Origin of the sequence: Flavobacterium sp. (genome assembly GCF_025352015.1) — a bacterium.
Lineage (GTDB): Bacteria > Bacteroidota > Bacteroidia > Flavobacteriales > Flavobacteriaceae > Flavobacterium.
Map to the genome: position 1 here is coordinate 1 of NZ_JANXUG010000040.1, position 19,286 is coordinate 19,286.

Annotated in this window: 23 protein-coding genes; 14 read left to right on the top strand and 9 right to left on the bottom strand. The window is 30.5% G+C overall.

Going from position 1 to position 19,286, the window contains the following annotated elements:
- The first annotated feature begins 8 nt into the window (after window positions 1-8).
- From Q0Q96_RS04190 to Q0Q96_RS04210, 5 genes are read left to right on the top strand one after another with little or no spacing between them, the layout of a single operon-like run.
- Window positions 9-623 carry a hypothetical protein gene (locus tag Q0Q96_RS04190; protein WP_366068941.1) on the top strand — a complete coding sequence of 205 codons (615 nt, stop codon included), beginning with the start codon at window positions 9-11 and terminating at the stop codon, window positions 621-623.
- A gap of 32 nt (window positions 624-655) precedes the next feature.
- A complete protein-coding gene (locus Q0Q96_RS04195) occupies window positions 656-1,996 on the top strand; it encodes a histidine kinase (protein ID WP_293871978.1) in 1,341 nt (446 codons plus the stop codon).
- A gap of 2 nt (window positions 1,997-1,998) precedes the next feature.
- Window positions 1,999-2,298: a 2TM domain-containing protein gene (locus tag Q0Q96_RS04200; protein WP_293871979.1), complete on the top strand. Its 300-nt coding sequence runs from the start codon at window positions 1,999-2,001 to the stop codon at window positions 2,296-2,298.
- A gap of 36 nt (window positions 2,299-2,334) precedes the next feature.
- A complete protein-coding gene (locus tag Q0Q96_RS04205; protein WP_293871980.1) occupies window positions 2,335-3,003 on the top strand; it encodes a DUF2306 domain-containing protein in 669 nt (222 codons plus the stop codon).
- Window positions 3,004-3,029: 26 nt separating this feature from the next.
- The gene (locus Q0Q96_RS04210; protein WP_293871981.1) at window positions 3,030-3,785 is read left to right on the top strand and encodes a LytTR family DNA-binding domain-containing protein; all 756 of its coding nucleotides are present in this window, start codon (window positions 3,030-3,032) and stop codon (window positions 3,783-3,785) included.
- Here the strand turns inward: Q0Q96_RS04210 and Q0Q96_RS04215 are convergent.
- From Q0Q96_RS04215 to Q0Q96_RS04240, 6 genes are all read right to left on the bottom strand, one after another.
- The gene (locus tag Q0Q96_RS04215) at window positions 3,777-4,547 is read right to left on the bottom strand and encodes a CDP-alcohol phosphatidyltransferase family protein (RefSeq protein WP_293871982.1); all 771 of its coding nucleotides are present in this window, start codon (window positions 4,545-4,547) and stop codon (window positions 3,777-3,779) included. The two genes, Q0Q96_RS04210 and Q0Q96_RS04215, sit on opposite strands and share 9 nt — an antisense overlap.
- Before the next feature lie 58 nt (window positions 4,548-4,605).
- Window positions 4,606-5,115 (bottom strand): hypothetical protein, encoded by a 510-nt coding sequence (locus tag Q0Q96_RS04220; protein WP_293871983.1) that lies wholly within the window; start codon window positions 5,113-5,115, stop codon window positions 4,606-4,608.
- A gap of 20 nt (window positions 5,116-5,135) precedes the next feature.
- Window positions 5,136-6,155 (bottom strand): COX15/CtaA family protein, encoded by a 1,020-nt coding sequence (locus Q0Q96_RS04225; protein WP_293871984.1) that lies wholly within the window; start codon window positions 6,153-6,155, stop codon window positions 5,136-5,138.
- Between the two features lie 71 nt (window positions 6,156-6,226).
- Complete coding sequence (locus Q0Q96_RS04230; RefSeq protein ID WP_293871985.1) at window positions 6,227-7,651, bottom strand: HD domain-containing protein; 1,425 nt, start codon at window positions 7,649-7,651, stop codon at window positions 6,227-6,229.
- A gap of 14 nt (window positions 7,652-7,665) precedes the next feature.
- Complete coding sequence (locus Q0Q96_RS04235; protein ID WP_293871986.1) at window positions 7,666-8,235, bottom strand: L-threonylcarbamoyladenylate synthase; 570 nt, start codon at window positions 8,233-8,235, stop codon at window positions 7,666-7,668.
- 79 nt (window positions 8,236-8,314) lie between these two features.
- The gene (locus tag Q0Q96_RS04240; RefSeq protein ID WP_293871987.1) at window positions 8,315-9,205 is read right to left on the bottom strand and encodes a glycosyltransferase family A protein; all 891 of its coding nucleotides are present in this window, start codon (window positions 9,203-9,205) and stop codon (window positions 8,315-8,317) included.
- A gap of 88 nt (window positions 9,206-9,293) precedes the next feature.
- Between Q0Q96_RS04240 and Q0Q96_RS04245 the strand changes: the two genes are divergently transcribed.
- From Q0Q96_RS04245 to Q0Q96_RS04265, 5 genes are all read left to right on the top strand, one after another.
- Entirely contained in the window at window positions 9,294-10,508 is a 1,215-nt protein-coding gene (locus Q0Q96_RS04245) for a glycosyltransferase family 87 protein (protein ID WP_293871988.1), read from the top strand.
- Entirely contained in the window at window positions 10,465-11,391 is a 927-nt protein-coding gene (locus tag Q0Q96_RS04250) for a glycosyltransferase family 2 protein (protein ID WP_293871989.1), read from the top strand. The genes Q0Q96_RS04245 and Q0Q96_RS04250 overlap by 44 nt, the downstream gene beginning before the upstream one ends.
- A 2-nt stretch (window positions 11,392-11,393) precedes the next feature.
- Entirely contained in the window at window positions 11,394-12,170 is a 777-nt protein-coding gene (locus Q0Q96_RS04255; protein ID WP_293871990.1) for a polysaccharide deacetylase family protein, read from the top strand.
- Between the two features lie 108 nt (window positions 12,171-12,278).
- Window positions 12,279-13,109 carry a glycosyltransferase family 2 protein gene (locus Q0Q96_RS04260; protein WP_293871991.1) on the top strand — a complete coding sequence of 277 codons (831 nt, stop codon included), beginning with the start codon at window positions 12,279-12,281 and terminating at the stop codon, window positions 13,107-13,109.
- 14 nt (window positions 13,110-13,123) lie between these two features.
- Window positions 13,124-13,882, top strand: a complete 759-nt coding sequence (locus Q0Q96_RS04265) for a glycosyltransferase family 2 protein (RefSeq protein WP_293871992.1) — start codon at window positions 13,124-13,126, stop codon at window positions 13,880-13,882.
- On the opposite strand, the gene Q0Q96_RS04270 is transcribed toward Q0Q96_RS04265, so the two are convergent.
- Genes Q0Q96_RS04270 through Q0Q96_RS04280 form a run of 3 tightly spaced genes read right to left on the bottom strand, consistent with a single transcriptional unit; the run spans window position 13,864 to window position 16,699 of the window.
- A complete protein-coding gene (locus tag Q0Q96_RS04270) occupies window positions 13,864-14,976 on the bottom strand; it encodes a glycosyltransferase family 1 protein (RefSeq protein ID WP_293871993.1) in 1,113 nt (370 codons plus the stop codon). The genes Q0Q96_RS04265 and Q0Q96_RS04270 overlap by 19 nt on opposite strands.
- A 1-nt stretch (window position 14,977) precedes the next feature.
- Window positions 14,978-15,865 carry a hypothetical protein gene (locus tag Q0Q96_RS04275; protein WP_293871994.1) on the bottom strand — a complete coding sequence of 296 codons (888 nt, stop codon included), beginning with the start codon at window positions 15,863-15,865 and terminating at the stop codon, window positions 14,978-14,980.
- A gap of 18 nt (window positions 15,866-15,883) precedes the next feature.
- A complete protein-coding gene (locus Q0Q96_RS04280; protein ID WP_293871995.1) occupies window positions 15,884-16,699 on the bottom strand; it encodes a 2,3,4,5-tetrahydropyridine-2,6-dicarboxylate N-succinyltransferase in 816 nt (271 codons plus the stop codon).
- Window positions 16,700-16,809: 110 nt separating this feature from the next.
- On the opposite strand from Q0Q96_RS04280, the gene Q0Q96_RS04285 reads away from it, so the two are divergent.
- The 4 genes from Q0Q96_RS04285 to Q0Q96_RS04300 all read left to right on the top strand — a co-directional run.
- The gene (locus tag Q0Q96_RS04285) at window positions 16,810-17,679 is read left to right on the top strand and encodes a copper resistance protein NlpE N-terminal domain-containing protein (RefSeq protein ID WP_293871996.1); all 870 of its coding nucleotides are present in this window, start codon (window positions 16,810-16,812) and stop codon (window positions 17,677-17,679) included.
- Window positions 17,680-17,681: 2 nt separating this feature from the next.
- Window positions 17,682-18,098 (top strand): Holliday junction resolvase RuvX, encoded by a 417-nt coding sequence (gene ruvX / locus Q0Q96_RS04290; protein WP_293871997.1) that lies wholly within the window; start codon window positions 17,682-17,684, stop codon window positions 18,096-18,098.
- A 30-nt stretch (window positions 18,099-18,128) separates the two neighbouring features.
- The gene (gene def, locus Q0Q96_RS04295) at window positions 18,129-18,716 is read left to right on the top strand and encodes a peptide deformylase (RefSeq protein ID WP_293871998.1); all 588 of its coding nucleotides are present in this window, start codon (window positions 18,129-18,131) and stop codon (window positions 18,714-18,716) included.
- Window positions 18,717-18,849: 133 nt separating this feature from the next.
- The coding region (locus tag Q0Q96_RS04300) for a DUF5606 domain-containing protein (protein ID WP_293871999.1) at window positions 18,850-19,286 on the top strand (437 nt) is incomplete at its 3' end.

The following is a 19,286-nucleotide window of genomic DNA, read 5'->3' on the forward strand; positions in this document are numbered from 1 at the left end:
TGAAAACAATTATCACAACTTTCACTATTTTAATGTGTACTTTTCTGTCAGCACAAATGCAGTATGAACAAGGCATGGGCAAAGCTTTGGGACTTTGGAGAGAGGGAAAAACAGAAGAAGCTTCCGCTTTGTTTGAAAGAATTGCTTCGGCAGAAAAAAATAATTGGTTACCCAATTATTATGTCGGATTAGTTAATGCAACTGCAGCGTTTAACCCTGCATATAAAGATAAAATACCAGCTATGATAGACAAAGCACAACTAGCAATTGATAAAGCAACGGCAATAAGTGCTAACAATCCTGAAATTATGGTATTGCAAGCCTTACTTTATACTGCTTTGATTGTTCAAGACCCTATGACTAATGGTATGAAATATTCTTCAAAAGTGATGGAGCAATATTATAAAGCACAAGTTATTGCGTCAGAAAATCCGCGAGTAGTTTTCGGCAAAGCCGCATTTGAAATCAATGGTGCCAAATGGACTGGAGCCGATGTTAAAAAACTATGCAAAGAAGTCGAACGTTCTATTGATTTATTTGCAAAATTTAAACCAGAAACCACTTTTTCACCAAGTTGGGGATTAGACAGAGCTCAAGAAACTTTAAAAAATTGCTCCAAATAAATAATTCCTAACTCATCGTAAATTAAACTACAATGAAATTTACCTTCAAAGAATTTGTGAGATCTGTACTAATTGGACTTATCATTTTTGTAATAATGGTGGTACTAAATCTTATTTATGGTGAAAAAATACATTTTGACCGAACGCTTGGCGAGCAATTTTTATACACGATGTTGTATTCGGTTACGCTTGGTTACGCCAATCAATTGGTTTTTATTTATCTAGACAAATTGTTTGTTAATGAGCGATTTTCGTCAAAAAGGATGATTGTTGGATTCTTTTCCTCGTTTGTGGTTACACTGATAGTGATTTTCTTATTACGAATTTTTACAGTAGTGCTAATTGAAGGAAATGCTTTTACAAATTATTTTGCAAATGAAAATTTGGCTAATTATGTTTTTGCTTTCGTTATGACTTTCATTGTTGTCCTATCGTTCTATTCATTTTATATTTACAAAGCCTACAGCGATAGTAAAGTCAAAGAACAAAAGATTATAGCCGGAACAGCATCTGCACAGTTTGAAAGTTTGAAAAACCAAATCGATCCCCATTTCCTATTCAACAGTTTGAATGTGTTAAGTTCATTGATAGAAGAAAATCCAGAAAATGCACAACGTTTTACGACATCTTTGTCTAAAATCTACCGCTACGTTTTGGAACAAAAGGATAAACAACTTGTCACTGTTCAAGAAGAATTAGCATTTGCAAAAACGTATATGAACCTCCTAAAAATGCGTTTTGAAAACAGTATCACTTATGATATTGCTTCCGATTTTGATAACCTACACGCTAAAGTTGTTCCGCTATCGTTACAGCTTTTATTAGAAAACACGATTAAGCACAATGTTGCTAGCGAACAAAAACCATTGCGTGTCAAAATTTATATTGAAGATGGTTATTTGATTGTTAGAAATAATCTTCAAATGAAAGATGTATTGCAGGATAGAAGAGGAGTTGGACTTCAAAACATAGTCAATCGTTACAGATTGTTATCAGAACGAAAGGTTATTATTGAGGAAGACACCAATTTTTTTAAAGTAAAAATTCCAATACTAACCAAACAAATTGCCTTTATGGAAAAACAAAATAAATATGTTCAGAATACCGCTTACTACAGAGCCAAAAAAAGAGTTGAAGAACTTAAAGGATTTTATGGAAATTTAATCTCCTATTGCTGCGTCATTCCGCTATTAGTTTTTATTAATCTTCGATTTTCTCCGCAATTTCAATGGTTTTGGTTTTCAGCAGCGGGTTGGGGTTTTGGGGTAATTATGCATGCTTTCAAAGTATTTGGCTATAGTTCAAACTGGGAAGAACGTAAAATTAAAGAAATATTAGAAAAACAAACCAACACTAAACAAAACTGGGAATAATTATGGAAACAAATTTCAACGAACAAGATCGTTATCATCTTGCTAAAAAGCGCGTAGAAGACATCAAAGGATTTTATGGGAATCTCATGTCATACATAATTTTAAATATCTTTTTCCTTGTACTAAATTTGATTACTTCTCAAAATGAATTATGGTTTTATTGGCCGCTTTTAGGCTGGGGAATTGGAGTGATTTTTCACGGAGTGAAAGTGTTTAATTATAGTCCGTTTTTCAATAAAGATTGGGAAGAACGAAAAATTAAAGAGCTTATCGATAAAGAAAATAATAATAAATGGGACTAAAACACAATCAAACATTGAATACTAAAATCTAAAAAAATGGAACTACTATTCAAAATTTTACTAATCATTCACATCATTACTGGTAGCATTGGACTTTTTACGGGTACTATAAATATCATTAGAAAGAAAGGTGATCAATTTCATAAATTAGTTGGAAATTTTTTCTTCTTATCGATGATAATTAATGCGGTTGCTGGGTTTGTAATGTCTATTTTACACAAAAATTTATTCTTATCGATTATTGCAGTTTTTTCTTTTTATATGACGGCAACCGGACAACGTTTTTTATCTTTAAAAACAATTGACAAAGATCAAAAACCCAAAACTATCGATTGGATATTAACTTTGACGATGCTTTTATTTGCTTTGTTTTTTATCATTTTTGGTTTTTATTTACTAATCAATTACAATAAATTCGGAACTGTTTTATTGGTATTTGGTTTGATAAGTATTTTAATGGCAAAAAAGGATATTGCCATTTATCAAGGCAAAGTCAAGTTTAAAAACTATTGGCTATTGATACATATTCAACGAATGATTGGCGCATACATTGCAGCATTAACTGCATTTCTAGTTGTAAATAATACTTATTTGCCGTCATTAGTTGCTTGGTTGTTACCAACAGTTATTCTAACGCCTTTAATTTTTTATTGGTCAAAAAAGAATGCCGGTAAAGTGATAGCTAAAGATGTTTTTTTAAGTTAGAAAAAATCATAATCACAGATAAATTCATGAACATCATCATCATTGAAGACGAAAAACCCGCTGCAAGATTGCTTCAACGCAAAGTACAGAAATTGGGTTTGCAAGTCAATACGCTTTTGCATTCTGTTGAAGAATCGATTCATTGGTTCAATGTTAACCCTCATCCTGACCTTATTTTTCTAGACATACAACTTTCAGATGGTTTGTCTTTCGAAATTTTTGAAAGTATTACCATTAAAAGTGCTGTCATTTTCACTACTGCTTATGATGAATATGCGTTGCGAGCTTTTAAACTAAACAGTATCGATTATTTGCTAAAACCCATTGATGAGGACGATTTAACAATTGCCATATCAAAATTTAAGAATCAGTTTCAGCAAAATGTAGTTTCAAATTTAGATTTTGAAGCTATAAAACGAATGTTAGTCAACCCCATTGAAAGAAGCTATAAAAAACGATTTACTATCAAAACGGGACAACAGATAAAGATGATTACTATTGAAGAAGTAGAATGTTTCTATTCAGAAAATAAAGGAACTTATTTGCACACTGTAGATAACAGAAATTATTTGCTAGACACCACTTTGGAACAATTAGAAACAGAATTAAATCCACAAGATTTTTACCGAGTTTCCAGAAAGTTTATTGTCACCATGAATGCCATTAAAGAAATCCAAATCTTCAGCAATTCACGATTGAAAGTTGTTTTACAAACTTATAAAGAGGATGAGGTTATTGTGGCGAGAGAAAAAGTTACTGATTTTAAAGATTGGTTAGGATAATAATTTTTTCCGGATGCCAATCAAAGCAAAAATCAAAAGTGTATAAACAATAAAAAATGGAATGATAAATTCTATCCAACCCAAAGGAAGCATCACAGCAATAATTAACAATTGAAATCCCAATCCATACACAGAAAGTAAAGTCATAAACCAGTTGGGGAAAGTCTTTACTTTATAAGCATCAGAATCTAAAAAGTGAATAACTTTATCAAATATCCCATACAAAACTGTATAAATTCCAAATAAAATAGTAACCGATTTTTGGCTTTCACCAGGCAACGCTTTGGGCGTTTTATATTCAAATATTTTACTGGTACTGTCACCACCAACCGATTTGGTTCTTAAAATCACATAATAATAATTATACAAGGTTCCTTGAAGCTGAATCCCAATAAATGCTAAAATGGTTAACCAAATACTTGTTTTGGAAACATAACAAATGGTCATCAAAAACATAAAATTAAGAACAATATCAAACACACTATCTAGATATCTTCCAAAGTAGGAAGGTGTTTTTTTCAATCGAGCTAATTCTCCATCGGCAGCATCAATGCCCGATTTCAAGAGGATGAAGAAAGCAGCAAAATAATACTGTTGTTGCAGTATACAATAAATTGCAATCAATCCCGAAAGACCAAAAAGCAACGTAACATGAATAGGAGTGAAGAACGTGTTTTTTAATTGGTTGGCAAAAAATCTTCCAAAAGATCTTCCATAATCTGATAAATCTAAAAATTTATCTTCTGCGGCTAGTTTCGACATTTAAGTTGATAAACAAAGAATTATGACAATATAGTCGGCGTGCAAATATAATTAATTATTATTCTGATGAAATTTCTATCGCGCCATTAATCCAGTCTGGATTAATTTTTACAGCATCTTTTGGTTTAATATAGATAATACTTACAACTTTTTTTATCTTTTCAGTTATGGTATTTGTAAAAATATATTTTGACAATTCATCATAAGGTTTATTTTTGCTATTGGGTTTATCAGTTACAACACCAATAATTTTTAGGTCATCGGGAGTTTTAATTTTTTCTTTTAAAGTAGATTTTTCGATAAAATCTCTAAAAAAAGTATTTAAAATATATTTTTTAGTAGTTATTATAATAACACCATGATCAGAGCCATATCCTTTTGTAATTGTAGTATCTTTTAAGACAGTAACTGTTGAAATACCCTCTGATTTCAATGCTTTTATTTGGTTTTCCACTTCATTATAGAAACCAATTTTTTGTGCATCAAGAACAACCACTGTATTATGTTTTTGTTGTGCATGAAGGTTTCCTAAAAACAAAAAAGAAAATAGAAATAACAAGTTTTTCATAATATGAATTTGATAAATATTTAATTGAGTAACTTTTTTTCTTTGTTTTCTAAAATCATATAAAACTGAAGTCCAAAAAGCAGTGTTGCGATAACCACATGGATAGTTTGACTGCCAAACGGAAAATTGAGGTAATACATCAAAATCCCTGTAACAATCTCTGCAACAATTAGTATGAGTATACCATTTATTTTTTTTAAACCCAAATGCAGTTTTCTGTTTTGCACAAATAAATATAAATTTGTCAGTAAAACTAGTATAGAAAATGAACGGTGAATATAGAATAGTATCGTTGGATTTTGTAACCACAAAACCTTCGGTGCGCCAGTTTCAGCAATGGTATCAACGTGTTCTCGGACACCAGTTCCCATTAAAATTTGAGTTAAAGTTAATGTAATAGCAAAAAGTAAAATTTTGTAAAGTTTGCTATTTACAGAAGCGATAGTTTTTTTGGACTGAACAGTATAGGTCAGATAAAGTTGAAAAGTTATAATGACCAAAGCCGCAAGCATGTGAACAGTAATTTTTACAGGACTTAATACCGAGTCTACCACCGTTTTCCCCAACCAAGCTTGAAAACTCATCAAGACACAAACTAGAAAGGCTAATAAAACCAGTTTTTTTCGCTCTTGCCAATAAGTGATCGACAAGAAAAAAGTTAGTAAACAAAAAAGTCCCGCCAATGCTCCTAGTAATCGATTGATATATTCCACCCAAGTATGCAGCGGATTGAAGATTGCATAATCGTGTTTAGTATATTTTTCCCAATTGATAGTATCAAAATTTGTTTTGGCAACAAAATCTTTTTTCACAACCAATAGAGTTTCGTCTTTAATGATAACCTGACCTTTTTCATATTTTTTTCCAGATGTAAAAAGTAATTCCTGCTTTTCAGTAGGCGGAATATAATATCCGAAGCATTTTGGCCAATCTGGACAACCCATTCCTGAACCGGTAAGGCGCACAAACGCACCAGCAAATATGACGAAATAAACAAGTACAAGAGAAATCTTGGCCGATGTGAGAAAATATTTTTTCATTTTTTTAAACTCTCAAAAATACTAACGAGAAATCAAATTATACATTTAACAAAAGTTAATCTATTACCAATTTAGGTGACTTTTTTTAGTCCTAATTTTTCAGCTCGTTTTAAAACAAAATCATATGCTGCTTGATATTCATTTGGAATTTCACCTTCAAGAATAGCTTCTTTAACGGCTTCTTTCAAAACCCCAATGTCTCGAGATGGTTTTAAATCAAAAAGTTCCATAATTTCTTCTCCTGAAATAGGTGGCTGAAAATTTCGAACATGATCACGCTCTTCAACTTCTGTAATTTTTTTGCGAACAACATCAAAATTACTATGATATTTCTTGAATTTAGCTGGATTTTTGGTCGTAATATCAGCTTCGCACAAGGTCATCAAATTATCAACATCTTCACCAGCATCGAATACCAATCGTCGCACCGCTGAATCCGTGACTATATCTTCCGCCAAAACAATTGGGCGGGAACTCATTATTACCATTTTCTGAACAAACTTCATTTTCTGGTTCAACGGTAAGTGCAATCGTTGAAAGATTTTCTTCACCATTTTTCCACCAAGAAATTCATGTCCGTGAAACGTCCAGCCTAGTTTTTTATTAAAACGTTTAGTTGGTGCTTTTCCAATATCATGTAGTAACGCAGCCCAACGCAACCATACATCATCGGTATTTGGACAAATATTATCGACAACTTCTAGCGTGTGATAAAAATTGTTTTTATGGGTATGACCTTCGATTTCTTCAACATTATTTAATGCTGTTAATTCGGGTAAAATAATGTCAAGTAATCCCGTTTTGTACAAATGTAAAAACCCGATGGATGGTTTTGAAGTCTCCAATATTTTATTTAATTCGTCAACAATTCTTTCGCCTGAAATAATATTAATTCGTTCTTTATTTCGCTCAATTGCGTTTAGCGATTCGGTTTCTATAATAAAATTTAATTGGGTCGAAAACCGTATAGCTCGCATCATTCGAAGTGGATCGTCAGAATAAGTAATATCAGGATTTAAAGGTGTTTTGATGATTTTGTTTTGCAAATCGGTCAAGCCCTGAAATGAATCAACTAAATCGCCATAGTTATTTTTATTTAAGGAAAAAGCTAATGCGTTAATGGTAAAATCACGGCGATTTTGGTCGTCTTCTAGCGTTCCGTTTTCTACTATAGGGTTTCGACTATGTGCTACATAACTTTCTTTTCTTGCTCCCACAAATTCGATGTCTATTTCCTTATAACGAATCATTGCTGTTCCGTAGTTTTTGAAAACCTGAACTTTTGGTTTGTTTGATAATAATTCAGAAACTTTTAATGCTAAATCTATTCCCGAGCCAATCGTCACAATATCGATATCTTTTTTTAAATCGCGCTGCAATAAATAATCACGAACAAAACCACCAATCACATAACTTTCAAGGTTAAGTTCTTGTGATGCTTTTGAAATGATTTCAAAGATTTTATTGTCTAATGCTTGTTTGTAATTGTTAGTCACTAATTGCAGATAAGTTATTTTCTAATAATTTTCACCTGATTGTCCAAAGAAATTTTAATAATCGTTGACGGTTTATCGCAAATTTTGTCGTGTTGCAAATTTACTACATAGTCTACTCCTTTTATAATTTCGGGGCTAATTTCTTTGAATGATTTTGGGGTAAACATTCCCGATATATTTGCTGAACTAGAGACTAAAGGTTTTTTCATGCGCTCTAATAATTTAAAGCAAAAAGTTTCTTTCACTATCCGAACACCAAGGGTTTTATCATCACCAATAATATTTGAAGCGACATTTCTTGGATTGTCGAGTATTATTGTAGTTGGTTTTTCGGATAAATCAATAATTTGCCATGCCACCTCTGGTATGTCTTTAAAAATGTTGTACATCATTTTTTCGCCATTTACCATAACAATCAAACTTTTATTTTCATGACGTTTTTTTAAGTCAAAAATTTTTTTAACTGCTTTTTCATTTGTAGCATCACAACCTATTCCCCATACGGTATCTGTTGGGTAAAGAATTATTCCTCCATTTTGAATTATTTCGTAGGCATTGTGTATTTCTGTATTAATATCATTCATTATTTTTAATCTTTTGATTTTTTGAACTAATAATCATAAAAAAATCATATTTATATGTGAAAAAATGAGATAATTTTTGCTACTTTATTTTTAGATAAAAAGCTTTTACTTTAGCAATAATATATTTAATATTTTTTTTGTCGACTAATTTTTCACCATCATAATCGTCTCCAAGTCGTAGCATCGTTTTATAAAAATAGCTGGAAGTTACCCCCCATTTCGAGGCAAATGTCTTTCTGTAATTGTTTTTTTTAACCTTGACAGTGCTTTTTGATTGAAAATGATATACCATAGATTTTCCAATTCCTCTAAAATTCCGTACACCCGCATTCCACAATTTCATACTAAAATCTGGATCTGAACCAAATCCCGGTGAATATTCCACATCGTAGCCACCTACTTTATCCCATAATTTTTTGTGAACAATAGAGGGAGGCCAAGAGGCACCAAACCAATCTTTTTTATTGGTAGTTTTTAGAAATTCCAATAATTCTTTTTCTTTAAAATTATCATCCGATGTTCCAAAGTTGAAAGGGGAAATCACACACTTATTGCCTTTTCCGGAATGTTCAATCATCGTTCCAGAAAAATAGAAATTGTCATCTCCTTGTTGTTGTATCGCATCCATTAAATATTTGTCCCAGTTAGGACATACATACATATCGTCGTTTATATAAAGTATGTAATCAGTAGTTGCCAATTTTGCCAGTGCATTCAAAGAATAACATATTCCAACATTTGCATCACTTTGCGTATGACAATAATTTCTTGCTTTAACCCATTCAAATGAGCCATCAGTACCTTCATTGACGTGAATAATTATCTGATGTTTGAAATAAGAATTTTTTTCGATGCTTTCAACACAAATTTTTAACAAATCGATGTTATTCCAGGTGGGAATTAAAATCGAAAAAACAGCATTTTCGACTGATTTTCCTTTGAAAGAATTTATGGGATAATTATAATTCATAATTTATTTTTTGATTCTATAACTTACAAAATTAATTAATAAATTTGTAAAATATGTTTTTAATTTTTTCAGACTTCTACTATTTATTATGATTAAAAAAATTGTACTTTTTTTTGACAAGTCTTTTTTCAAAAACAAAAAAAATATTTCTATTATATGGCTTGTAATCACTGTAATAGCAGTTTTACCTAAATTTTTTAGAGATAAGTACAATAATTATTTGATTTATAAAAATGTTTTTTGGCATGTGTTTAATCAAATGCCATTGTATGCACATTACCCTGATTTGTATTTTGATATTAACCTGTACGGACCAGTTTTTAGTTTAATTATAGCTCCATTTGCGTTACTACCTAATTTTTTTGGCTTGCTTTTATGGAGTCTTTTTACAACTGTTTTGATTTTATCTGCTATACAAAATTTGCCTATTAAGTCAATTAATATTGTTATTATACTTTGGATTTGTTTAAATGAATATTTGATAACAGCGCAAAGTTTTCAGGTAAATCCAATAATGGTTTATATCATAATTATGACTTATGTTTTTATTGAAAGAAAGCAAGATTTTTGGTCAGCCATGTTGATAGTTTTGGGTACTTTTATAAAGCTATATGGCGTTGTTGGACTGGCATTTTTCTTTTTTTCAAAAAATAAAATGAAGTTTATTTTGTCATTACTTTTTTGGAGTATAATCTGTTTTACAATTCCTATGTTAATTTCATCGCCGCAATATATTGTCGAAAGATATGCAGAATGGTATCATGCTTTAATTATTAAAAACGACGTTAATGCTGTTTTAGGTTCTTATCAAGATTTTTCAGTGATGGGTGTAGTGAGAAGAGTGACAAACGATAATTCAATACCCAATTATCCTTTTCTACTAGGAGGATTATTAGTTTTTGGTTTACCTTATTTAAGGTTTAAATCTTACGCTAATTCTAAATTTAGATTGCTAACATTAGCTTCAGTTTTAATTTTTACAGTTATATTTAGTTCGGGTTCCGAATCACCCACTTACATAATTGCTTTTGTGGGCGTAGCCATTTGGTATGTAGAACAACCTATTCCAAAAAGAGGCTGGGTAAATGGATTGCTTATATTTGCCATAATTTTAACAAGTTTATCTCATACAGATTTGTTTCCAAATTATCTAGTTGACAATTATGTTAGAAAATATTCTTTAAAAGCAATACCTTGTATAGTTATATGGTTGGTAATAATATATCAATTAATGACATTAAAATTTGAAAAATCAATACATGAAGACTATAGCGATAATAATACCCGCATTCAACGAAGCTGATAACATACTTCCTGTGTATCATGAAATTCAAAATGCACTTGTAAGTTTTACTTCGTACAACTGGGAAGTACTTTTTGTAAATGACGGAAGTACAGATAAAACTTTAGAAGTTTTAGAATCATTGGCAAAAGAACACAATAACCTGAAGTACATTTCATTTTCGAGAAATTTTGGAAAAGACAATGCTTTAAAGAGCGGTATTGACAATACAAGTGCTGATATTATTATAACTATGGATGCAGATTTGCAACATCCTCCTTCTTTGATACCTGAATTAATTTCAAAATATGAAGAAGGTTACAACGTAGTTTATGCGCACAGAAAAGGGAGCAACCCTCATGTTTCCTTTTTTAGTAAATTATTTTCTAAACTGTTCTGGAAACTTTTGAACATGTTTTCAGGATTAAAACTAGAGGACGGAATTTCTGACTTCAGATTATTGGATAAAAAAGTGATTGATGTATTAAAATCATTGAACGAAAGTGAATTATTTTTTAGAGGAATGGTTAAGTGGGTAGGTTTTAAACAAATTGGAATCGAATATATTCCGAATGAAAGATTAAGCGGCGAAACAAACTATTCCAAATCACAACTTTTGAAATTAGCGGTTTATAGCATAACCTCATTTAGTACAAAACCTTTGTACAGCGCAATTTATATTGGTTTCTTATTTTCTGGTTTGTCCATTCTATATATCCCTTACATTATTTACTCTATTATTCACCATCTTGAAGTTCCCGGTTGGTCATCCATAATTATGACCATAGTATTTTTTGGAGGTTTACAATTAATCATGTTAGGAGTTATTGGTATTTATATAGGAAAACTTTTTATGCAGGCAAAAGAAAGACCTAATTACATAATTGATTGTAAAAATTTCTGATAATGATTTTATTAAGTTTTGACATTGAAGAATTTGATTTGCCGTTCGAACATGGGAAATCAATAAGTTTTGAAGATCAAATTTCTATTTCAATCCAAGGCACTGAAGCTATTCTTGGTCTTTTAAAAAAACATCATGTTAAAGCTACTTTTTTTGCAACTGCAACCTTCGCAATGAATGCTCCAAAAATTATGAGACAAATTATTGATGACGGACACGAAGTGGCTTCACACAGTTATTTTCATAGTGATTTTAAGGTAGAACATTTGAAATTATCAAAAGAAAAACTAGAAGAACTCACCAGTCAAGAAATTATAGGATTTCGGATGCCAAGAATGCAACCTGTTGATGAAATAGAAATTTTTAAAGCAGGCTATAAATATAATTCCTCATTAAATCCCACTTTCATTCCTGGTCGATACAATCATTTTAATAAACCACGAACTTTTTATAAAGAAAAAGGAGTTTTACAAATCCCAGCATCTGTTAGCCCATTGATTAGATTCCCTTTATTTTGGTTGTCTTTTCACAATTTACCTCTCTCGATTTATAAATTTTTATGTAAGCAAACTTTAAAAAAGGATGGTTATCTCAATTTATATTTTCATCCTTGGGAGTTCACCAACTTGAAACAACCAGAAAGATTTAATTTCCCTAACTATGTTTCAAAAAAATCAGGCGCAGCAATGATAGAACGAATGGATTTATTTATTTATTGGTTAAAAAAAGAAAAGTATCGATTAGTGACTTTTAAAGAATTTATTGTTGCATTGGGCTAATCATGATCAATCAATTTATCTACAAAATCACTTTATCATATTGAAAAATAATGACTTTTTGTAAGCAGTACTACTAAAATGTAGTATTTTCACTTTTCAATAATTTTGATGAAAGCTTCAGTAATAATAACTACATATAATTCAGAAGATTGGTTAAGAAAAGTCTTGACAGGATATAGCGTTCAAACTGAAAATGATTTTGAGATTATTGTAGCCGATGATGGCTCTACTACTGAAACTAAAGAGGTAGTTGATAGTTTTATAGCTAAATTTAAATACCCATTAACACACGTTTGGCAGGAAGATAATGGATTTCAAAAGACTAAAATTTTAAACAAAGCAATACTTAAAAGTACTTCTGAATATCTTATTTTCACCGATGGTGATTGTATTCCGAGAAATGATTTTGTCCAAAATCATTTAAAAAATAAGGAAGAAGGTTATTTTTTATCTGGAGGATATTTTAAAATACCGATGACAATCTCAAAGATAATTGACGAAAATGATATTATTAATCAAAATTGTTTTAAAATCGTATGGTTAAGAACCAATGGACTAAATGTCAATTTCAAACTGACTAAACTTACCTACAATAAATATTTTTCAGCATTTATGAATTGGCTTACACCTACAAAACGTTCTTGGAACGGACATAACTCTTCGGGTTTTAAATCAGATATTCTAGCGATAAATGGTTTCAATGAATTATTACATTACGGTGGTGAAGACAGAGAAATGGGAGAACGATTATTCAATAACGGATTACTATCCAAACAAATTAGATATACCGCTATTTGTCTACATCTCGATCATGCAAGAAGTTATGTAAATGAAGAAGAAATTAAAAAAAATTTATTGGTTAGAAAATTTAATAAAAAAAATAGAGTTGCTACAATTGAATCGGGTATTAAAAATAAATCTTGGTTTGTTGAAAACTAAAAAAACAATTGATTATGAATAATAAAATTTCAGTTTTTATTATTACTTATAATGAAGAAAAAATTATTGAACAATGTTTAAAGAAATTGCTGTGGGCTGATGAAATCATTGTCGTAGATTCAAAAAGTACAGATAACACCGTTGCAATTTGTAAAAAATATGGAGCCAAAGTGTTCTTAAACGATTTCGAAAATTATGGTAAACAAAAGCAGTATGCTCTTGGCAAAACAAATAATAATTGGGTCTTATCACTAGATGCCGATGAAATATTATCGGATAGACTATGTGAAGAAATTCAATTATTGGATCTAAACAGCACTAATTTTCAAGGGTATTTGATTCCAAGAACGCATGTTTTTTTAAACAAGATTTTTCATTATGGGTCGGAAAACAAGAAACCCATACTTCGTTTTTTTGATAAAACAAAAGGTTCGTTTAATGAGAACAAAGTACATGAAACAATTGTGGTTAGTGGAAAACTTGGCAAATTGAATAACGAGATGCTACATTATACCGTTTCTGATTTTGGTAATGCTACTCAAAAACAAACAAGATATTCTCTTTTAGGAGGCGAATTTTTATTTGAAAAAAACAAAAAAGTATCTATTTTTAAAGTTTGCATTAAATTTCCTTTTGAATTTTTTCGTGTATATTTTTTTCAAAGAAATTTTTTAAACGGTTATCAAGGTTTTATATGGAGCATGCTGGCTGCTTATAGTAGTTTTATAAAATATGCTAAACTTTTCGATTTAATTTATAATAAATCTCGATAACAATTCATTAATTGTTGGGCAATTGCCTGGTCATTAAATTTTTGAACATATTGAAATCCTTTTTTAGCAACTTCATTTCTTAAAGTCTCATTGTTTAATAATAAAATAATCTTTTCTTCTAATTCTTTAATATTATTGAGATTGATGTAAATTGAATTAGGACCTCCAGCTTCTGGAAAAACACCAGAATTAGTAGTTATAACCGGAGTTTTTGAATATAAAGCTTCAATAATAGGAATTCCAAAACCCTCAAATATAGATGGATAAACAAAAATAGTAGCTAATTGATATATAATTGCTAATTCAGTATTTTCTAATTTGCTCAAATGGAATATTCTGTTTTCCATTTTATTGTCTCTAATATAGCGGTGAATTTGATTGTAATAATCAGTTTTTTTTCCAATAATTACGAGAGTAATAGCAAAATCTTTAATAGATTTAACTAGGGTAAATAAATCTTTACGCTCTTCAATAGTTCCAACATTTAATATAAATTTTTCAGGTAAATTATATTTTTTTGCAACGACGCTTTTTTCTTCCAGCGTATATTCTTTCTTAAATACATCTTGACAACCTTGATAAATAACTTTAATTTTTTTAGGATTTATTTTCAAAAATGCAACAATATCATTTTTAGTTTGTTCACTAATCGCAATAATTAAATCAGCTTTTTTTGCGGCATACTTGAATTTCCAAAAATATATTTTTCTATCAAAAAAATTATATAAATCGGGATACCTTATAAATATTAAATCATGTATTGTGACAATTTTCTTAATATTATTAGGTATTCCTACAGGTAATTCCCCGGAAAGTCCATGATAAATTTCGACCTTGTTATTTTTGATATCATTTGAAATAAAAAATAAGCGCCAAAGCGAGTTAAATTTTTTGCACCAAAAATTTGATGGAAGTACCTCAATAACTTTTGAAGAGTAATTTTGTAAAGAAAACTTGTTTGATTGTTTGGTATTAAACAGGAAGTAATCATTTTCAGGATAAGCTTCGGATAATAATTTAACTAAGCTTCTGCTATAGTTTCCTAATCCAGTTTTGTTATGAAAAAATCTTTTGGCATCAAGTCCTATTCTCATATTATAAATTATATGGAGCAATCTCCCATTTTTTACCTTTAGTAATTCTTTTTATAATTTTTTGAAAAAATGTCATCTTACGGTAATCAGCCTTATCTTTACATAGTATTTTTGGGTCTATTTTATGTATTTCGAATAGTAATTCAGAAAGATTTTTTGTCGCATTAAAATTAAAAAATGCTTTTAAAACAGGTCTAAATTCTTTAAAGTCCCAATAATGATAAATTTTTTCATCAGTCACATTAGGTTTTTGTATCCTTTGAAAATAATAGCAGAACGCAAATTGTTCAGTAATATGAGATTTTAATTTTGGGTATAAAAAATCGGTTAAAGATTCCACTTCAGTAAGTAATAGCGTGTATTTTGAGTTAAAACCAATAACGCCCGCATTGAATAAATAAAAAGGTTTTGTAACATCGACAGGAATTACATCTGAACTAAATTTTTGTAATTTATTTCTTTTAAAAAATTTAGCTATACGTTTTACTATTCTAATTTTACTTTCGAATAAATCACACTCATATTTGTCAAAAAATAACACATCATTTTCAATCGAATCAAAAATAGAAGTAATGTTATAGGTAAAACATGTGTCTGAATCTAAATAAAGAAAATTGCCATTATATTTTGAGGTAAAATCTTGAATTATCTTTATTTTAACTCTGTGAACAAAATCAATTTTTCCTCTCCATTCTTTAATTTTTTCAGAATTTATATCAACTAAAATGACATCACTTGGCAAATATTTTTTAAAAAAATGTTTATCATCGGTGTAAATTACAATAGTATTTCGATTATCGATGTTAAACTTATAATAAGAAAGAATAGAATATAAAGCCTCATTATAATTATCTGGATTTCCGTGAACTTGATATATGATATAATTCATTTTGAACAAATTTATTTTTTAAACTGCTACATCATATTCGCGCAAAGCCTCATTCAATGATGTTTTCAAATCAGTTGAAGCTTTTCGCCTTCCAATAATTAAAGCGCAAGGAACCTGAAAATCACCGGCTGCAAATTTTTTGGTATAACTTCCAGGAATTACCACCGAACGAGCAGGAACAAATCCTTTGTATTGAATAGGTTCACTTCCGGTTACATCAATAATTTTTGTGGATGCCGTCAAACAAACATTGGCACCAAGTACTGCTTCCGTTTCGACCCGAACACCTTCTACAACAATACAACGCGAACCAATAAAAGCACCGTCTTCAATGATAACGGGTGAGGCTTGCAATGGCTCAAGAACACCACCAATGCCTACGCCACCAGAAAGATGTACATTTTTTCCAATTTGGGCACAACTACCCACGGTTGCCCATGTATCTACCATTGTTCCTTCGTCAACATAAGCACCTATATTTACATAACTTGGCATTAAAATCACTCCTTTAGAAATATAGGCTCCATAACGTGCTGTAGCCGGTGGAACCACTCGAATTCCTTTTTCGGCGTAGCCAGTTTTTAATAGCATTTTATCGTGGTATTCAAAAATTCCAGCTTCCCAAGTTTCCATTTTTTGAATAGGGAAATACATCACAACCGCTTTTTTTACCCACTCGTTGACCTGCCAGCCATTTTCTTTTGGTTCAGCGACGCGCAATGTTCCTGAATCGAGTAAAGCGATAACTTCTTTAATGGTATGCAAGGTATTTTCGTCTTTCAACAACTCTCGGTTTTCCCAAGCTTTTTCAATAATTGTTTGTAAAGTGTTCATTATTTTGAATTTTAGCAAAGATACTTTTTTTAAACGACTGATAAAATTGAATTTTATTTAACTCTTTTTAACTTATGTTTTGATATTTTTGGACAACTTAAATTAGTATCATGAAAAAAAATATTTTTCTACTTTTAATAATAAGTTTTATGAGTTGTCATAAACAAGCAGAAAAAAAGAATGTTGTAGCGCCCGTTTCCCGCAGTGAAAAAACTTCGCTTAATTATATAGGAACTTATAAAGGAATTTTACCCTGCGCTGATTGTGAGGGAATAGAAACCACAATAACAATAAATGAAAATTTAACATATTCAATGACTACTAAATATATAGGTAAAGGCGAAAAAGTGTTTCAAAAGAAAGGAACTTTTTTATGGAATAAATCGGGGAATATTATTATTTTTAACTCGCAAAAAAATGCACCTTACCTTTATTTTGTTGATGAAAATAGTTTGACACAACTTGATATTTTTGGTAAAAAAATAACCGGAAGCCTTGCATCAGACTACATTTTGACAAAGCATAAAGGACTACCTAATGACATCGAAATTAAAAGTCAAACTAAAACTACAATTGATTTGAATAATCGAATGGAAGTCACCGCATCAATACAAAAAGTAAATCCAGCTATTGGTAAATTTACATTGGCAGAAACAAAATGGGAATTAAAAGCTATTAACGGTAAAGCAATTAGCAAAAAAAACAAAAAATATTTCATAAAACTGAATTCTAAAGGCGGAAGATTCACTGCTTTTGTTGGTTGTAATTCAATTTCGGGAAATTATGTTATGCCCACCTTTGACACATTAGATTTTTCAGAGGTTGTAATGACCCGAATGGAGTGCAAGGACATGACACTAGAAGACCAGTTTGGCGCAATGTTAGTAAAGGTAAAAAAATATAAACTAGATAAAGAAACACTCATTTTATTGGGAGAACGAAAAAAAGAACTCGCAAAATTTGAAGCCTTACTCAATTAGTTATGTCAAGAATTCTCGCCATAGATTATGGAATAAAGCGCACCGGAATAGCCGTTACCGATGAATTGCAAATCATTGCTTCGGGATTAACTACCATCGCATCGGAAAAAGCTATTTTATTTTTGAAGGATTACTTTACAAAGGAAAATGTTAGTAAAGTTTTGATTGGCGAACCTAAACAAATGAACGGGTTACCATCTGAAAGTACGCCAATTATTGAAAATTTTGTAGCTAATTTTAAAATAGCCTTTCCCGAAATGAAAATTGTACGAGTCGATGAGCGATTTACATCTAAAATTGCTTTTAAAACCATGATTGACAGTGGCTTGAAAAAGAAACAACGTCAAAATAAAGCTTTGGTTGATGAAATTGCAGCGACTATTTTATTGCAAGATTATTTGACTCGAAAAATGATTTAATTTCCTTATTTTTGCAAAAAAAATTCAGAAATGATTATTCCTATTTTCGGATATGGTGAGCCTGTTTTAAGACAAGTTGGTGAAGAAATTTCAGCGGATTACCCAAATTTATTAGCCATTATTGCTAACATGTACGATACTATGTATAACGCCTTTGGTGTTGGATTGGCTGCGCCACAAGTAGGTTTTGCTATTCGTTTGTTTATCATTGATACAGCACCTTTTAGTGATAGTGATAACTTGACTAAAGATGAGCAAGATCAGTTAAAAAACTTTAAACAAACCTTCATCAACGCTAAAATGCTAACAGAAGAAGGCGATGAATGGAGCTTTAACGAAGGTTGTTTAAGCATTCCAGATGTTCGCGAAGATGTGTACAGAAAGGAGAGAATCACAATTGAATATTATGATGAAAATTTCAATAAAAAATCAGAAGTTTTCGATGGATTAATTGCACGTGTTATTCAACATGAGTACGATCACATTGAGGGTGTGTTGTTTACTGATAAAATTTCGATGTTAAAAAAAACATTAATAAAAAAGAAATTGCAAAACATCATGGATGGAAAAGCTTTTCCTGATTATCGAATGAAATTTGCCAATAAAAAAGGAAGATAATTTTAATATCAATATCAAAATTAAATTCCAATATAGAATAAAAAAAATTTACATTTAATTTTAAATTTGCTTTTGCAAATGAACTTTGAAATTGATTTTTGATTTATATATTTGTTCCATAAATATAATTACAATGAACGTAGAAAAAATATTAGCCATTGCCGGAAAACCAGGATTATTCGAGTTAAAAGTGCAGACAAGATCAGGCTTTTTAGTAGAATCATTAGTAGATGGAAAAAAAATCACAGTTGGTTTGCGCAGCAATGTAAGCTTGCTTACAGAAATTTCAATGTATACCTATAGCGCAGAAAAGGCATTGGTTGAAATTATGCGAGCTATTGCTCTTAAGGAAAACGAAGGGCCAACTGCGGTTTCTCCTAAAGAAGATAATGCCAAATTACTTAACTATTTTAAAGAAATTCTGCCTGATTATGATGAAGATAGGGTCTATGCTTCTGACATTAAAAAAGTAATGAATTGGTATAACATACTTCAAGCAAAAGGAAAGGTTTCCAAAGAAGAACCAAAAGAAGAATCTAAAGCAGAATCTAAAGCAAAACCTAGCGAGAC